We start from the raw sequence: 13,104 nt of genomic DNA on the forward strand, positions 1-13,104 counted from the left end.
ATGGCAACGACGCACACCACCTCCGCTCCGACCACCTCCGCCTACACCGCGAAATTCCTCGACGGGCCGCTCGAGGGTAAGACGCTCCGCCGCTCCTACGGCGAGGCGACGGCCCCCGCGGGCCGCCTCGAGATCCCGGCCGCCCGCGAGGGCACCCGCTACCTCTATCTCCTCGCCGGCGCGCTCGAGCACGACGAGGGAGCGGGCGCGCTGCCCACCGCGGCGGCCTACCGCTACCTGCGGGTCAGCGCCGACTGAGCCCCGGTCCCACCGGTGCGATCGGACCAACCGGCCTCTCGCCGGCATCCCGGTCGAGCTCGGGAGCGCTGCTGCTGCGCCCCGGGCGCGGCGGGAGCCGTTGTCGGCGCGCCCCGTCGCGGGAGGAGCGTCACGGCGGCGGCCCGGCGCGCGACCGGGCGGGGAGCGCGAGCGGCCCGACGGACACGACGACCTCGACGGTCGCCACTCCTCCTTCCACCGCGCAGCCCGCGACGGTCGCCGTCATCGCCCGCGCGACACGCTCGGCCGCCCCGCACGGCTCGCCCGGCAGCAGCCCGGAGGCCACGTCCGCCGCTGCGAGCGCCGCCGCATCCGCCGCGGCCACGGCACGCTGGTGCCCCGCGACTCCCCCGCAACCGGCGAGCACGGCCGCGGTCACGAGGATCGTCCCCGCGACGACGCCGACCGCGACGACCGCCGCCGAGCCGTCCTCCCCTGCGCGGTCCGGCTCCAGCCGGGGGATCACCGCCCTCCGCCCAGCGCGCAGGACCGGACCGAGACCGGCAGCTCCAGCGCCGGCAGCGGCCGGAGCCGCGCGGCGACGTCCACGCAGACGAGCCCGCCGTCCGCGGAGGTCGCGACACTCGCTCCCGCATCGACCCGCGCGACGGGCCGAACCGGATCGTCCCCCCGCGCCAGCGACCGGGCGCCGTCCGCCGCTGCGTCGACCAGGCGGACGTACTGCGCCGAGGCCGCCACCGAGCCGAGGCAGAGCGCCAGCACAACCACCACCGCCGGCAGCACGACCGCCAGCTCGGCCGTCGCGGAGCCGTCCTCGCCTCGACGGCCGACGCCGGTCCGCATCCCGGCCTCCTCCGCTCCCGTCGCCACGCGGGCACCACTCGGGAACCGCACCGCTCATCCGCCCGCGGTGAGCGCCCGGGTGACCAGGTCCGTGAGGATCCCGCGCACCTCGTCGCCCTTGAGGATCACCACCAGCAGACCTGCGAAGCCGACCGCGGCCATCGTCGCGATCGCGTACTCGGCCGTGGCCGAGCCCTCCTCGTCGCGCCACCCGCTCAGCGGCCGCGCCTCCCACGCGGGCTGCGGGAAGCGCTCCCGACCGGCACCGCCCGTCCCTCGTCCGATCGTCCCCGCACCACTGCTCCGACTGCCGTTCATCCGCTCGCTCCGTTCGTCGTCACTGCCCCCACTCAAGGATCGCCGAGCACGGAGCGGGTCGGGGTGGCGAGCTCGCGAACGGTGGACAAGAGGAGAGAGGAACGGCCTGTGGAGAGCTCCCGCACCCGCTCACCGCTGTGCCGCGAACGTCGACAGCAGCACCGAGATCATCATCGGAGCCACGCCCAGCAGGAGGAACGCCGGCAGCACGCAGACTCCGAGCGGCAGCAGCAGCGTCACGCCGAGCCTCGCCGCCCGCTCCCTCGCCTCGGACGCGGCCCGAACCCGCGCCAGTGCCGCCTCGCTGCGCAGCAGCCGGCCCGCGGGGACCCCCGCCGCGCTCGAGAGCGCGAGCACGGGCTCCGCCGCGGCCAGCGCAGGCGGCCCCGACGCGAGCCCGCACTCGGCGAGCGCCGCCAGCACCCGCTTCCGCCCGCCCCCGATCGATCCCCCGCCCGCGAGCGCGACCGCGAGCAGGTCGAGCGCCAGCCCCGGTGCCGGGTCCCCCGGGCCGGCGCCGCGGACGAGCCGGCGCGTCCACGCCGCGGCACCGAGCATCAGCCCGAGGCCGCCCACCAGGCAGACGAGTCCCGGCACCGTCCCGATCAGCACACCCAGCACATCGAAGCCCAGCAGCGTCCCGAAGCCGAGCGCCACCAGCGGCAGCCCGCCGACCACCCGGCTCGTCGCGAGCGGCCCCGCCAGGGCGACCTCGATGTCGCGCCGCGCCCGGCCGAGCTCCCGGAGGGATTCGGCCAGCTCGCCGAGGGCCGCGGCGATCGGCGCCCCGGAGTCCGCGGCGACCCGCCAGCAGGCGGCCAGGGCCGCCCAGGCCGTCTCCTCGCCGCGATCACGCGAAGGCCGCGCGGCGCCTCCCCTGCGGCGAGGGACCCGCTCCCGCTCCCGCCGCCCCTCTTCTCGGCGGGAGGCGGGCACGCCCGCCAGGAGCGCCGCCGTCACGTCCGCGCCGCGCGCCGCCTCGACCGCCACCGCGCGCAGCAGCCGACGACGTCGTGCGGCACCCGCCGCCTCCGAGTCGTCCGACGCCGCGAGGTGCGCCAGCGCCGACGCCGGCGCGACGCCCGCCGCGAGCAGCACCGAGAGGCGGTGCACCACGGCCGCGACCTCGTCGACCCCCTCCCCGCGCTTCACGGCGAGCCCCGCTGCGGCACGGCGCCCTCCTCGATCCGGAGCCGCCCGGCGTGATCGAGCCGGAAGCAGCCCGACGCGGCGAGCCGGCGCCGACCGCCCCGTCGCTCGAGGTGCAGCACCAGGTCGATCGCGCTGACCGTCTGCCGCGCGACGGCCTCCGGCCCCATCCCGGCGAGCGACCCGAGCGCCTCCAGCCGCGCGGGGACGTCGGCGAGCGAGTTGGCGTGCAGCGTCCCCGCTCCGCCGTCGTGCCCGGTGTTCAGCGCGGACAGCAGATCGCGCAGCTCCACGCCGCGGCACTCGCCGAGGACGAGCCGGTCCGGCCGCATCCGCAGAGCCTCGCGGACCAGACGGTCGAGGCCGACGCCGCCCGCGCCCTCGAGGTTCGGCTGGCGCGCCTCGAGCGAGACGACGTGCGGATGCGCGGGCCGCAGCTCGCCGACGTCCTCGATCACGACCAGGCGCTCGTGCGGCGGCGCGCAGCCGAGGAGGGCGCCGAGGAGCGTGGTCTTGCCCGATCCGCCGGCTCCGGTGACGAGCAGGTTCCAGCGCGCGGAGACGGCCCGGCGCAGCAGGCCGCGGCCCGCGTCGTCGAGCATCCCCGCCGCGTGCAGCTCGTCGAGACTCCAGGCATCGGCCCGCGGCACGCGCACCGAGATCAGCGTCCCCGCCGTCGCGACCGGCGGCAGCACCACGTGCACGCGGACGCCGTGCTTCAGCCGCACGTCCACGCACGGGCTCGCCTCGTCGACGTGCCGCCCGCCGGCCGCGACCAGCGACACCGCGAGTCGCCGGGCGCCCGCGGCGTCGAGCGTCCAGGTCGGCTCTCGCACTGCGCCCCCGCCGCGGTCGACCCAGAGGCCCGAATCCCCGTTGACGAAGAGGTCGGTCACCGCCGGATCCGCCGCGAACGGCGCGAGCAGGCCGAGCGCCGCCGCCGCCGGACGGACCGGCGCCGGTCGCGGTGCACCGCCGTCGTCCTCACCCGGCGGGCGAGGTGCGTCCGGGCGATAGGCGGCGGGAACGAGCGGGACGAAACCAGTGGTCATCCGGGAACGCTAGGAGCGCGCGCCCTCCGGTGGCGCGCCGAAGCCCCCATCGGTGGACGGCAGGGCCGAGGACGTCCCTGGGGAGGAGCGACGAGCTCCGGCCCGAAGGCGTTCTCGCGAGCCGACGACGCGCCGCTCCGAACTCCGGCTCGCGATCCGCGCCCCGGCTCGCCGGAACCGGCCGATCCAGCGTGCCGGAGGCGTTTCCGCGAGCCGAAGGTCCAGCAGCCGAAGCTCGGGCACGCGACCCGAGCCCCGGCACGCCGGAACCGGCCGATCCGGCCTGCCCGAGGCGTTTCCGCGAGCCGAAGGTCCACCGGTCGAAGCTCCGGCACGCGACCCGCGCCCCGGCACGCCGGAACCGGCCGATCCGACGTGCCCGAGGCGTTTCCGCGAGCCGAAGGTCCACCGGTCGAAGCTCGGGCACGCGATCCGAGCCCCGGCACACTGAAACCGGCTGATCGGGCGTGCCCGGCGCGTTTCCGCGAGCCGAAGGTCCAGCAGCCGGAGCTCGGCCACGCGATCCGCGCTCCGGCTCGCCGGGACCGGCCGGTCCGACGTGCCGAGCGTGTTCTCGCGGGCCGAGGATGCGGCCGGCCGGCGGCCTCGCGGATCCTCCGGGGAGCGGGACGCTCGACCAGCGGAGGGAAGAGAAGGGGGCGGCACCCATTGGGGGGAACAGGTGCCGCCTCGGCGGCGCTGGATTGGGGGGAATCACTCGCGCCGCTGAGCCGAAGTTCATTCGGCCGTATGCAACGTTAGGGCACGGAGGCGATTTCGCCAAGTCGGATCCGCGTTCTGAGCCGACTCTTCACGAAACCCCGCCGGACGGTCAGCTTCGCGTCGACCCCTCCCCACCCGAGAGCCGGACGCTACGGTGGTCCGGAACCGACCACGCCGGCCGGCGCACGTCGCACTCGCGAAGGAGCGAATCGCAGATGTCCACACCCCTCGACGCGTCCGGGGCCGCAGGCTCGAGCGCCATCGACAGCCTCCAGCAGGAGACGCGCCGCTTCCCGCCGCCCGCCGAGTTCGCCGCCGGGGCCGCCGCGACCGCCGGGCAGGCGGAGCAGGCCACCGCCGACCGCCTCGCCTTCTGGGCCGACCGCAGCCGCGAGCTGCTGCACTGGCACCGGCCGTTCACGCGCACCCTCGACTGGAGCGAGCCGCCCTTCGCGCGCTGGTTCGACGACGGCGAGCTCAACGTCGCCTACAACTGCCTCGACCGGCACGTGCTGGCCGGTCACGGCGACCGCGTCGCGATCCACTGGGAGGGCGAGCCCGGCGACAGCCGCGACCTGACCTACGCCGAGCTCACCGCCGAGGTGAAGCGGGCGGCCAACCTCTTCACGAGCCTGGGCGTGCAGGCCGGCGACCGCGTCGCGATCTACCTCCCGATGATCCCCGAGGCCGTCATCGCGATGCTCGCGGTCGCCCGGCTCGGCGCCGTGCACTCGGTCGTCTTCGGCGGCTTCAGCGCCGAGAGCCTGCGCGCGCGGATCGACGACGCCGAGGCGAAGCTCGTCGTCACCGCCGACGGCGGCTGGCGGAAGGGCTCGGTCTTCCCGCTCAAGCCCGCGGTCGACGCGGCGCTGGCGCTGGACGGCGGCGAGTCGAGCGTCGAGCACGTCCTCGTCGTCCGCCGCGGCGGCAACACCGTCGAGTGGAGCGCCGGCCGCGACCTGTGGTGGCACGAGGAGATCGTCGCGGTGGACGCCGACCACGTCGCGCGGCCGTTCCCCGCCGAGCAGCCGCTGTTCATCCTCTACACGAGCGGCACGACCGGGAAGCCGAAGGGCATCCTGCACACCAGCGGCGGCTACCTCACCCAGGTCGCGTACACCCACCGCACGGTCTTCGACCTCAAGCCCGAGACCGACGTCTACTGGTGCACCGCCGACGTCGGCTGGATCACCGGGCACAGCTACGTGGTCTACGGACCGCTCGCGAACGGCGCCACCCAGGTGATGTACGAGGGCACGCCCGACACCCCGCACGCCGGACGCTGGTGGGAGATCATCGAGAAGCACGGCGTCACGATCCTCTACGCCGCCCCCACGGCGATCCGCACCTTCATGAAGCTCGGCCGGCAGATCCCGCAGCGCTTCGACCTCACCAGCCTCCGCCTGCTCGGCTCGGTCGGCGAGCCGATCAACCCCGAGGCCTGGATCTGGTACCGCGACGTCATCGGCGGCGGCCGCACCCCGATCGTCGACACCTGGTGGCAGACCGAGACCGGCGCGATCATGGTCTCGCCCCTGCCCGGCGTCACGACCCTGAAGCCGGGCTCGGCGCAGGTCCCCGTCCCCGGGATCTCGATCGACGTCGTCGACGACTCCGGCGCCCCGGTCGGCGCGGGCTCCGGCGGGCTGCTCGTCATCACCGAGCCCTGGCCGTCGATGCTGCGCGGCATCTGGGGCGACCCGGACCGCTACGTCGAGACCTACTGGTCGAAGTTCGGCGACCGCTACTTCGCCGGCGACGGCGCCCGGCTCGACGAGGACGGCGACCTCTGGCTGCTCGGCCGCGTCGACGACGTGATGAACATCTCCGGCCACCGCCTGTCGACGGCCGAGATCGAGTCGGCCCTCGTCTCGCACCCGGTGGTCGCGGAGGCGGCCGTGGTGGGCGCCGCGGACGAGACCACCGGCCAGGCCGTCGTCGCCTTCGTCATCGCCAAGGCGAGCCAGGCGGAGGCGCTCGCGAGCGGCCACGACGAGCTCGAGGCGACGCTCAAAGCGCACGTCGCCGAGCACATCGGCGCCATCGCCCGGCCGAAGCGCATCTTCATCGTCCAGGAGCTGCCGAAGACCCGCTCCGGCAAGATCATGCGCCGGCTCCTGCGCGACGTGGCCGAGGGCCGCGCCGTCGGCGACACGACCACGCTGGCCGACACGCAGGTGATGTCCGTCATCTCCTCCGCGGTCGCCGCGGACGACTGACCCCGGGAGGACCGAGCGGTCCTGCACGCCGAAGGGCGCCGTCTCCCGGCAGGGAGAGCGGCGCCCTTCGGCGGGAGCCGGTTCAGGCGAAGGCGACGATCAGCTCGACCTCGACCGGAGCGTCGAGCGGGAGCTCCGCCACGCCGACGGCCGAGCGCGCGTGCCGGCCCGCCTCGCCGAAGATCTCGCCGAGCACCTCGGAGGCGCCGTTGATGACGCCGGGCTGGCCGTTGAAGCCGGGAGCGGAGGCGACGAAGCCGGTCACCTTGACGATCCGGGTCACGCGGTCGAGCGAGCCGATCACGTCGGCGATCGCGGCCAGCGCGTTCAGCGCGCAGACGCGCGCCAGGTCCTTGGCGACCTCGGGATCGACGCCCGCGCCGACCTTGCCGGTCGCGGGCAGCGCGCCGTCGACGAAGGGGATCTGCCCGGCCGTGAAGACCAGGTTCCCCTCGCCCACGGCCGGGATGTAGGCACCGGCCGGCACCGCGACCGCGGGGAGCTCGATGCCCAGCTCGGCCAGGCGCTCGGCGATCACGCGCCGGCCTCGGCGACCGGGCGCTTGAGGTAGGCCACGAGCCCGCCCTCGGGACCGGTGACGATCTGCACCAGCTCCCAGCCCTCGGAGCCCCAGGTGTTCAGGATCGCGGTGGTGTTGTGGATCATCAGCGGGGTCGTGATGTATTCCCAGCGGGGGACGGACATGGCTCTCCTCGTGAGGCAGGGGTGCGGATGCCGGGCGCACCGCACCCGGAGGAGTCGGTGCCGGCGGGTCGAGCGCCGCGTCCGGTGTCAGGAGCGGCGGTTACGCTGATTCTATGTCGGGGGCAGTCGGGAACAGGGTCGTCACGTCCATCGGCGCCGCGGTCGGAGGACTGATCGGGATCGTCGCCATGAGCGTCATCGCCGGAGTCCTCGTCGCGGCGTCGGTCACTCCGGCGATCGCGCTCGGCGGGATGGCCGCGAACAACACGGTCACCATGTTCGACAACCTCCCGGGCTACCTGGAGATCGGCACGCTCGCCGAGAAGAGCGACGTCTACGCGAAGGGCGCGGACGGCCAGGACGTGCTCCTCGCCTCGTTCTACGCGCAGAACCGCGTGGAGGTCGGCTGGGACGACATCTCCCCCTTCGTCAAGGACGCGGTCGTCGCCTCGGAGGACCCGCGCTTCTACGAGCACGGCGGCATCGACCTGCTCGGCACGATCCGCGCCGCGGCCACGGTCGCCTCCGGCGGCAACGTGCAGGGCGGCTCGTCGATCACCCAGCAGTACGTCAAGAACGTGCTCGTGCAGAAGGCGGAGGCGCTCTCGGATCCGATCGAGCGCGACGCCGCCTACCGCGAGGCCACCGAGACCACGGCCGAGCGCAAGGTCGCCGAGATGCGGCTGTCGATCGGGCTCGAGAAGGAGTACCCGAAGAACGACATCCTGCTCGGCTACCTCAACATCGCGCTCTTCGGCGGCACCGTCTACGGCATCGAGGCAGCGGCGCGGTACTACTTCGACACCAGCGCGCGCGATCTCACCCTCGCGCAGTCCGCCGCCCTGATCGCGATCGTGAACAACCCTGAGAAGTTCCGCTTCGACCGGCCCGACGACCCGGCCAACCTCGCGGCCGAGGGCTACCCGGAGACCCTCAACCGCCGGAACTACATCCTGACCCGGATGGGGATCGAGTCGAAGGTCACCCCGGAGCAGATCGCCGAGGCGTCCGCGACGCCGGTCGTCCCCGCGATCACGGAGCCGAGCACCGGCTGCCAGACCGCCGGCATCGCGGCCTACTTCTGCGACTACGTGACCTGGGTGATCAAGAACGACGACGCCTTCGGCGCCAGCCAGGACGAGCGCGACGCGACCTTCAAGCGCGGCGGCTACCAGATCTACACGACCCTCGACTCCGATCTGCAGGAGGCCGCGGTCGCCGCCACCGAGGACTGGGTGCCGAAGTCGATGGCCCGGGTGAACATCGGCAGCGCGAGCGTCTCGGTCGAGGTCGGCACCGGCCGCATCCTCGCGATGACGCAGAACAAGGACTACTCGAACGATCCCGACGTCAGCGGCGCCAACTACACCAGCGTCAACTACAGCACCGACTTCGGCTACGGCGGCTCCAGCGGCTTCCAGGTCGGCTCGACCTACAAGGTCTTCACCCTCGCCGAATGGCTGCAGGAGGGCCGGGCGCTGAACGAGACCGTCGACGGCACCCGGCGCGCGTACACGACCTTCCGTGACAGCTGCGAGCCGGACGGCACCTACTACGGCGAGCCCTGGGACCCTAAGAACGACGAGGGCGGCAACGGCGGCGTCTACTCCGCGCTCGACGCGACGAAGGGCTCGATCAACACCGGCTTCGCCGCGATGGCGCAGCAGCTCGACCTCTGCGGCATCCGCAACACCGCGCTCGCGATGGGTGTGCACCGCGCCGACGGCACCGAGCTGCAGAAGTTCGCGCCGACCATCCTGGGCACCAACGAGATCGCCCCGCTGACCATGGCGACCGCGTTCGCCGGCTTCGCGAACAAGGGCACCGTCTGCACGCCGATCGCGATCGACCGGATCGTCGACCGCGGCGGCGCCGACGTCGCCCCACCGGCGAGCACCTGCACGCAGGGGATGTCCGAGGAGGTCGCCGCGACCGCCGACTTCGCCCTGCAGCAGGTGATGACGGGCGGCACCGGCCGCGCCTCCGCGACCGGCACCGGCGTCCCGCACATCGGCAAGACCGGCACCACCGACAACGCGGTGCACACCTGGATGGTCGGCGCCAGCACCGAGGTGGCCACGGCGACCTGGGTCGGCAACGTCAGCGGCTTCACCTCGATGCGCGGCTTCAGCCTCAACCGCGTCAACGCCGGGCAGGTGCGCCACCAGATCTGGCCGCGGATCATGCGCGTCGCCGACCAGAAGTACGGCGGCTCGGCCTTCCCCTCGCCCCAGCAGTCGCTCGTCGACGCGCCGCAGCAGGCGGTCCCGGAGGTGACCGGCCAGAACCCGGCCGCCGCCACCGCGCGCCTGCGCGAGCTCGGCTTCGTCGTGACGGTCGACCCGAACCGCGTGCCGTCCGATCGACCCGCGGGCTCGGTCGCGCAGACGAACCCGCCGGCCGGCTCCCGCCTCTCCCGCGGGGCCCCGATCGCACTGCAGATCAGCGCCGGTCCGTCCACCCCGCCGCCGGGCGGCTGAACCCGGGCGGTCCCCCGGGCCGCGTCGGGCAGACTGTACGCGGCTGCTCCCGCGGCCCCGCCCCGACGAGAGAAGGATCCATGACCGGACGCAGCAGCGCTCGCCCCCTCACCACGGCCCTCGCGGCCGTCGCCGCCGTCGGGAGCGCCGCCGCCGTCTGGGGCATCGCCGTCGAGCGGACGATGTTCACGGTCCGCCACGAGTCGGCGCCCGTCCTGCCCGCGGGCTCCGCACCGCTCCGGATCCTGCACTTCTCCGACCTGCACATGGCGCCGTGGCAGACGAAGAAGCAGGACTGGCTGCGCTCGCTCACCGCCCTGGCCCCCGACCTCGTCGTGGGAACCGGCGACAACCTCGGCCACCGCGACGGCGTGCTCGGCATCCGCCGCGCCCTCGAGCCCTTCGCCGGCGTGCCCGGCGTCTTCGTCCACGGCTCCAACGACTACTTCGGCCCCCGGGTGAAGAACCCGCTGCGCTACTTCCGCGGTCCGTCGAAGAACCCTGCGCGCAACGCCAGTGACCTCGACACCGCCGCGCTGACCGGGTTCTTCACCGACGAGCTCGGCTGGCAGGACCTCAACAACACCGCGCACGCCCTCACCGTCCGCGGCACCCGCGTCGAGCTCTTCGGCGTCGACGACCCGCACATCGGCCTGGACCGGATCGACCTCGTGGCGGGCGCCGTGGACGAGCTGCGCGCCTCGGCCGAGGAGCCGGCCGGCGTGAGCATCGGCGTCGCGCACGCGCCCTATCAGCGCGTCCTGGACGACTTCGTCGCGCGGGGGGCGGAGGTGATCCTCGCGGGCCACACCCACGGCGGCCAGGTCTGCGTGCCCGGCTTCGGCGCGCTGGTGACCAACTGCGACATCCCCCGCGACAAGGTCTCCGGCTTCTCCACCTGGGACAACGGCCTGCACAGCTCCTTCCTCAACGTCTCCGCGGGAGTGGGCACTTCGATCTACGCGCCGGTGCGCTTCGCCTGCCGACCCGAGGTCAGCCTGCTGACGCTCGAGCCGGTCGCCTGAGCGGTCCCGCTCGAGTCGCCGCGACCGGTGTCCGACACCGCCGCGGAAATCGGCTACTATTGACGAGGCTCGTGAGCGGTTCGCCGCGAAGAGTCCACCGGGGTGTGGCGCAGCTTGGTAGCGCGCCTCGTTCGGGACGAGGAGGTCGTGGGTTCGAATCCCGCTACCCCGACCGGTGAGAAGCCCGGCCAGGATCGATGATCCGGCCGGGCTTCGTCGTTCCGCGGTGCGGACGGACAGAGCGACGTCGCGGTGCGGGCAGGCGGCGCCGCGGTGCGGACGGACAGGCGGCGCCAGGGAGCCGATGTTCCGGCGCCAGGGCGGTCGGCGCCCGACGCAGCCGGGAAGACTGGGGCGCTCTCGCCGTCGCTGCCGACGCGCTCCCTCCCGTCGCCGCAGCGACCCTCGCCGAGACGAGCACCATGCCTCGACCCCCGACCCGGCTCACCGTCGTCGTCGCCCTCGCCTACGCCCTGGTCCTGGCCGCCGTGGTCTTCTGGCCGACACCGGTCGACGGCGGGCACGCGGGCGAGCTGAAGCAGGTCCTCGCGCAGCCCCGCGCCGACGGCCTCGGGCTCCCCGGCTACGGCGGGATCGAGGCGACGGCGAACGTGCTGCTCTTCGTCCCGCTCGGACTGCTCGCGGCGCTGTACCTCCGCGGGCACCGGGCGTGGCTCGCCGTCCTGCTCGGCGCGGCGACGAGCGCCGCCGTGGAGACCGTGCAGCTCCTGCTGCTGCCCCAGCGCCACGCCGACGTGCACGACGTGCTGGCGAACACCGCGGGCGCCGCGATCGGCGCGGCCCTCGGCGTCGTCCTGCGCCGACGACTCCCGGTACGACGACGCCGGAGGGCGGCGGAGCGGGACCGCGCTCGCGCGCGTGTCCCGCTCCGCCGCCCTCCGGCGTGACGGGGGTCGATCCCCCGGGTGGAACGGGGCGGCCGCCGGTCAGCGGGCGGCCGTCAGTCGCCGAGGATCAGCGGCCGAGGCCGCGGTACTCCCAGCCGGCGGCGCGCCAGGCGTCCTGGTCGAGGCAGTTGCGGCCGTCGACCACGAGCTTCCCGGCCACCTTCTCGCCGGCGGCGACGGGGTCGATCGCGCGGAACTGCTTCCACTCGGTGACGACCACGACGGCGTCGGCACCGCGCAGGGCCTCGTCGATGTCGGTCGTGTAGGTGATGTCGGGGTAGCGGCGGCGGGCGTTCTCGATCGCCTCGGGGTCGGTCGCCACCACGTCGGCGCCGAGGTCGTGGAAGCGGGTCGCGACGTCGAGCGACGGCGAGTCGCGGACGTCGTCCGACTCCGGCTTGAACGCGAGGCCGAGAACGGCGATCTTCCTGCCCTCGACCGAGCCGCCGAGGCCCTCGGTGACGAGGTCGACCACGCGCTGGCGGCGGCGCAGGTTGATCGCGTCGACCTCCTTGAGGAAGGCGACCGAGTCGCCCACGCCGAGCTCGTCCGCGCGGGCCGAGAAGGCGCGGATGTCCTTGGGCAGGCAGCCGCCGCCGAAGCCGATGCCGGCGTTCAGGAAGCGGCGGCCGATGCGGACGTCGTAGCCGATGGCGTCGGCGAGCTGCGTGACGTCGGCGCCGGTGACCTCCGCGATCTCGGCGATGGCGTTGATGAACGAGATCTTGGTGGCGAGGAAGGCGTTCGCCGAGACCTTGACCAGCTCCGCGGTCGCGTAGTCGGTGACCACGAGCGGCGTCTCGGCGGCCAGCGCCGTCGCGTAGACCTCGTCGAGGGTCGCCTTGGCGGCCTCGCCGGCCGCGCCCGCGGGCACGCCGTAGACGAGGCGGTCGGGGCTGATCGTGTCCTCGACGGCGAAGCCCTCGCGGAGGAACTCCGGGTTCCAGGCGAGCGTCGCGCCGCTGGCGGCGATCCGCTCGGCGAGGCGGGCGGCGGTGCCGACCGGGACGGTCGACTTGCCGACGACGAGCGAGTCCGCCGTCAGCAGCGGCAGGATGCCGTCGATCGCGGCGTCGACGTAGGTCATGTCGGCCGCGTTCTCGCCCTTCTTCTGCGGCGTTCCCACCGCGATGAAGTGCACGGCGGCGTCGGCGGCGTCGGCCGTGTCGGTCGAGAAGCGGAGGCGGCCGGAGGCCACGCCCGAGGAGAGCAGCTCGGGCAGACCGGGCTCGAAGAACGGAGCGGTGCCGGCGGAGAGCGCCTCGATCTTCGCGGGGTCCACGTCGATGCCGATGACGTCGTGGCCGAGCTCGGCCATCGCGGCGGCGTGGACGGCTCCGAGGTAGCCGCAACCAATGACAGAAAGCTTCACGGGATTTCTCCGAATCGTAGGCGGGTCGATGTCGCGTCGGCGACTGCAGGAGGGAGGAACGGGTGGAGCG

The 13,104-nt window shown here is 74.0% G+C and carries 13 protein-coding genes and 1 tRNA gene; 6 read left to right on the top strand and 8 right to left on the bottom strand.

The features are described from left to right. Nucleotides 1-258 carry a hypothetical protein gene (locus EDF36_RS14930; protein WP_123447682.1) on the top strand — a complete coding sequence of 86 codons (258 nt, stop codon included), beginning with the start codon at nt 1-3 and terminating at the stop codon, nt 256-258. A 130-nt stretch (nt 259-388) separates the two neighbouring features. Here EDF36_RS14930 and EDF36_RS14935 read toward each other — a convergent pair whose 3' ends face one another. The 5 genes from EDF36_RS14935 to EDF36_RS14955 form a co-directional block, all read right to left on the bottom strand. Further along, entirely contained in the window at nt 389-745 is a 357-nt protein-coding gene (locus tag EDF36_RS14935) for an Rv3654c family TadE-like protein (protein WP_260300738.1), read from the bottom strand. Then, entirely contained in the window at nt 742-1,083 is a 342-nt protein-coding gene (locus tag EDF36_RS14940; RefSeq protein WP_123733610.1) for a TadE family type IV pilus minor pilin, read from the bottom strand. Before EDF36_RS14940 ends, EDF36_RS14935 begins: the two co-directional genes overlap by 4 nt. Before the next feature lie 54 nt (nt 1,084-1,137). Then, nucleotides 1,138-1,302 carry a DUF4244 domain-containing protein gene (locus EDF36_RS21995; protein ID WP_260300747.1) on the bottom strand — a complete coding sequence of 55 codons (165 nt, stop codon included), beginning with the start codon at nt 1,300-1,302 and terminating at the stop codon, nt 1,138-1,140. A gap of 228 nt (nt 1,303-1,530) precedes the next feature. Further along, the gene (locus tag EDF36_RS14950) at nt 1,531-2,553 is read right to left on the bottom strand and encodes a type II secretion system F family protein (protein ID WP_123733612.1); all 1,023 of its coding nucleotides are present in this window, start codon (nt 2,551-2,553) and stop codon (nt 1,531-1,533) included. Continuing rightward, complete coding sequence (locus EDF36_RS14955; protein ID WP_123733613.1) at nt 2,550-3,602, bottom strand: TadA family conjugal transfer-associated ATPase; 1,053 nt, start codon at nt 3,600-3,602, stop codon at nt 2,550-2,552. The genes EDF36_RS14950 and EDF36_RS14955 overlap by 4 nt, the downstream gene beginning before the upstream one ends. A gap of 938 nt (nt 3,603-4,540) precedes the next feature. Between EDF36_RS14955 and acs the strand changes: the two genes are divergently transcribed. Then, a complete protein-coding gene (acs, locus tag EDF36_RS14960) occupies nt 4,541-6,544 on the top strand; it encodes an acetate--CoA ligase (protein ID WP_123733614.1) in 2,004 nt (667 codons plus the stop codon). 82 nt (nt 6,545-6,626) lie between these two features. On the opposite strand, the gene EDF36_RS14965 is transcribed toward acs, so the two are convergent. Both EDF36_RS14965 and EDF36_RS21330 read right to left on the bottom strand, forming a co-directional pair. Next, nucleotides 6,627-7,082 (bottom strand): RidA family protein, encoded by a 456-nt coding sequence (locus EDF36_RS14965; protein WP_221181670.1) that lies wholly within the window; start codon nt 7,080-7,082, stop codon nt 6,627-6,629. After that, the gene (locus EDF36_RS21330) at nt 7,079-7,249 is read right to left on the bottom strand and encodes a hypothetical protein (RefSeq protein ID WP_164861113.1); all 171 of its coding nucleotides are present in this window, start codon (nt 7,247-7,249) and stop codon (nt 7,079-7,081) included. Before EDF36_RS21330 ends, EDF36_RS14965 begins: the two co-directional genes overlap by 4 nt. Before the next feature lie 113 nt (nt 7,250-7,362). Here EDF36_RS21330 and EDF36_RS14970 point away from each other — a divergent pair, with 113 nt between their 5' ends. The 4 genes from EDF36_RS14970 (at nt 7,363) to EDF36_RS14985 (ending at nt 11,662) form a co-directional block, all read left to right on the top strand. Then, a complete protein-coding gene (locus tag EDF36_RS14970) occupies nt 7,363-9,729 on the top strand; it encodes a transglycosylase domain-containing protein (RefSeq protein WP_123733615.1) in 2,367 nt (788 codons plus the stop codon). A gap of 80 nt (nt 9,730-9,809) precedes the next feature. Further along, entirely contained in the window at nt 9,810-10,754 is a 945-nt protein-coding gene (locus EDF36_RS14975) for a metallophosphoesterase (protein WP_123733616.1), read from the top strand. Nucleotides 10,755-10,852: 98 nt separating this feature from the next. After that, nucleotides 10,853-10,926 (top strand) — tRNA-Pro (locus tag EDF36_RS14980). Between the two features lie 250 nt (nt 10,927-11,176). Beyond that, a complete protein-coding gene (locus EDF36_RS14985) occupies nt 11,177-11,662 on the top strand; it encodes a VanZ family protein (RefSeq protein ID WP_123733617.1) in 486 nt (161 codons plus the stop codon). 67 nt (nt 11,663-11,729) lie between these two features. Here EDF36_RS14985 and EDF36_RS14990 read toward each other — a convergent pair whose 3' ends face one another. Then, a complete protein-coding gene (locus EDF36_RS14990) occupies nt 11,730-13,034 on the bottom strand; it encodes a UDP-glucose/GDP-mannose dehydrogenase family protein (RefSeq protein ID WP_123733618.1) in 1,305 nt (434 codons plus the stop codon). Between the last annotated feature and the right edge of the window lie 70 nt (nt 13,035-13,104).

Source organism: Rathayibacter sp. PhB152, from assembly GCF_003751395.1.
Lineage (GTDB): Bacteria > Actinomycetota > Actinomycetes > Actinomycetales > Microbacteriaceae > Rathayibacter > Rathayibacter festucae.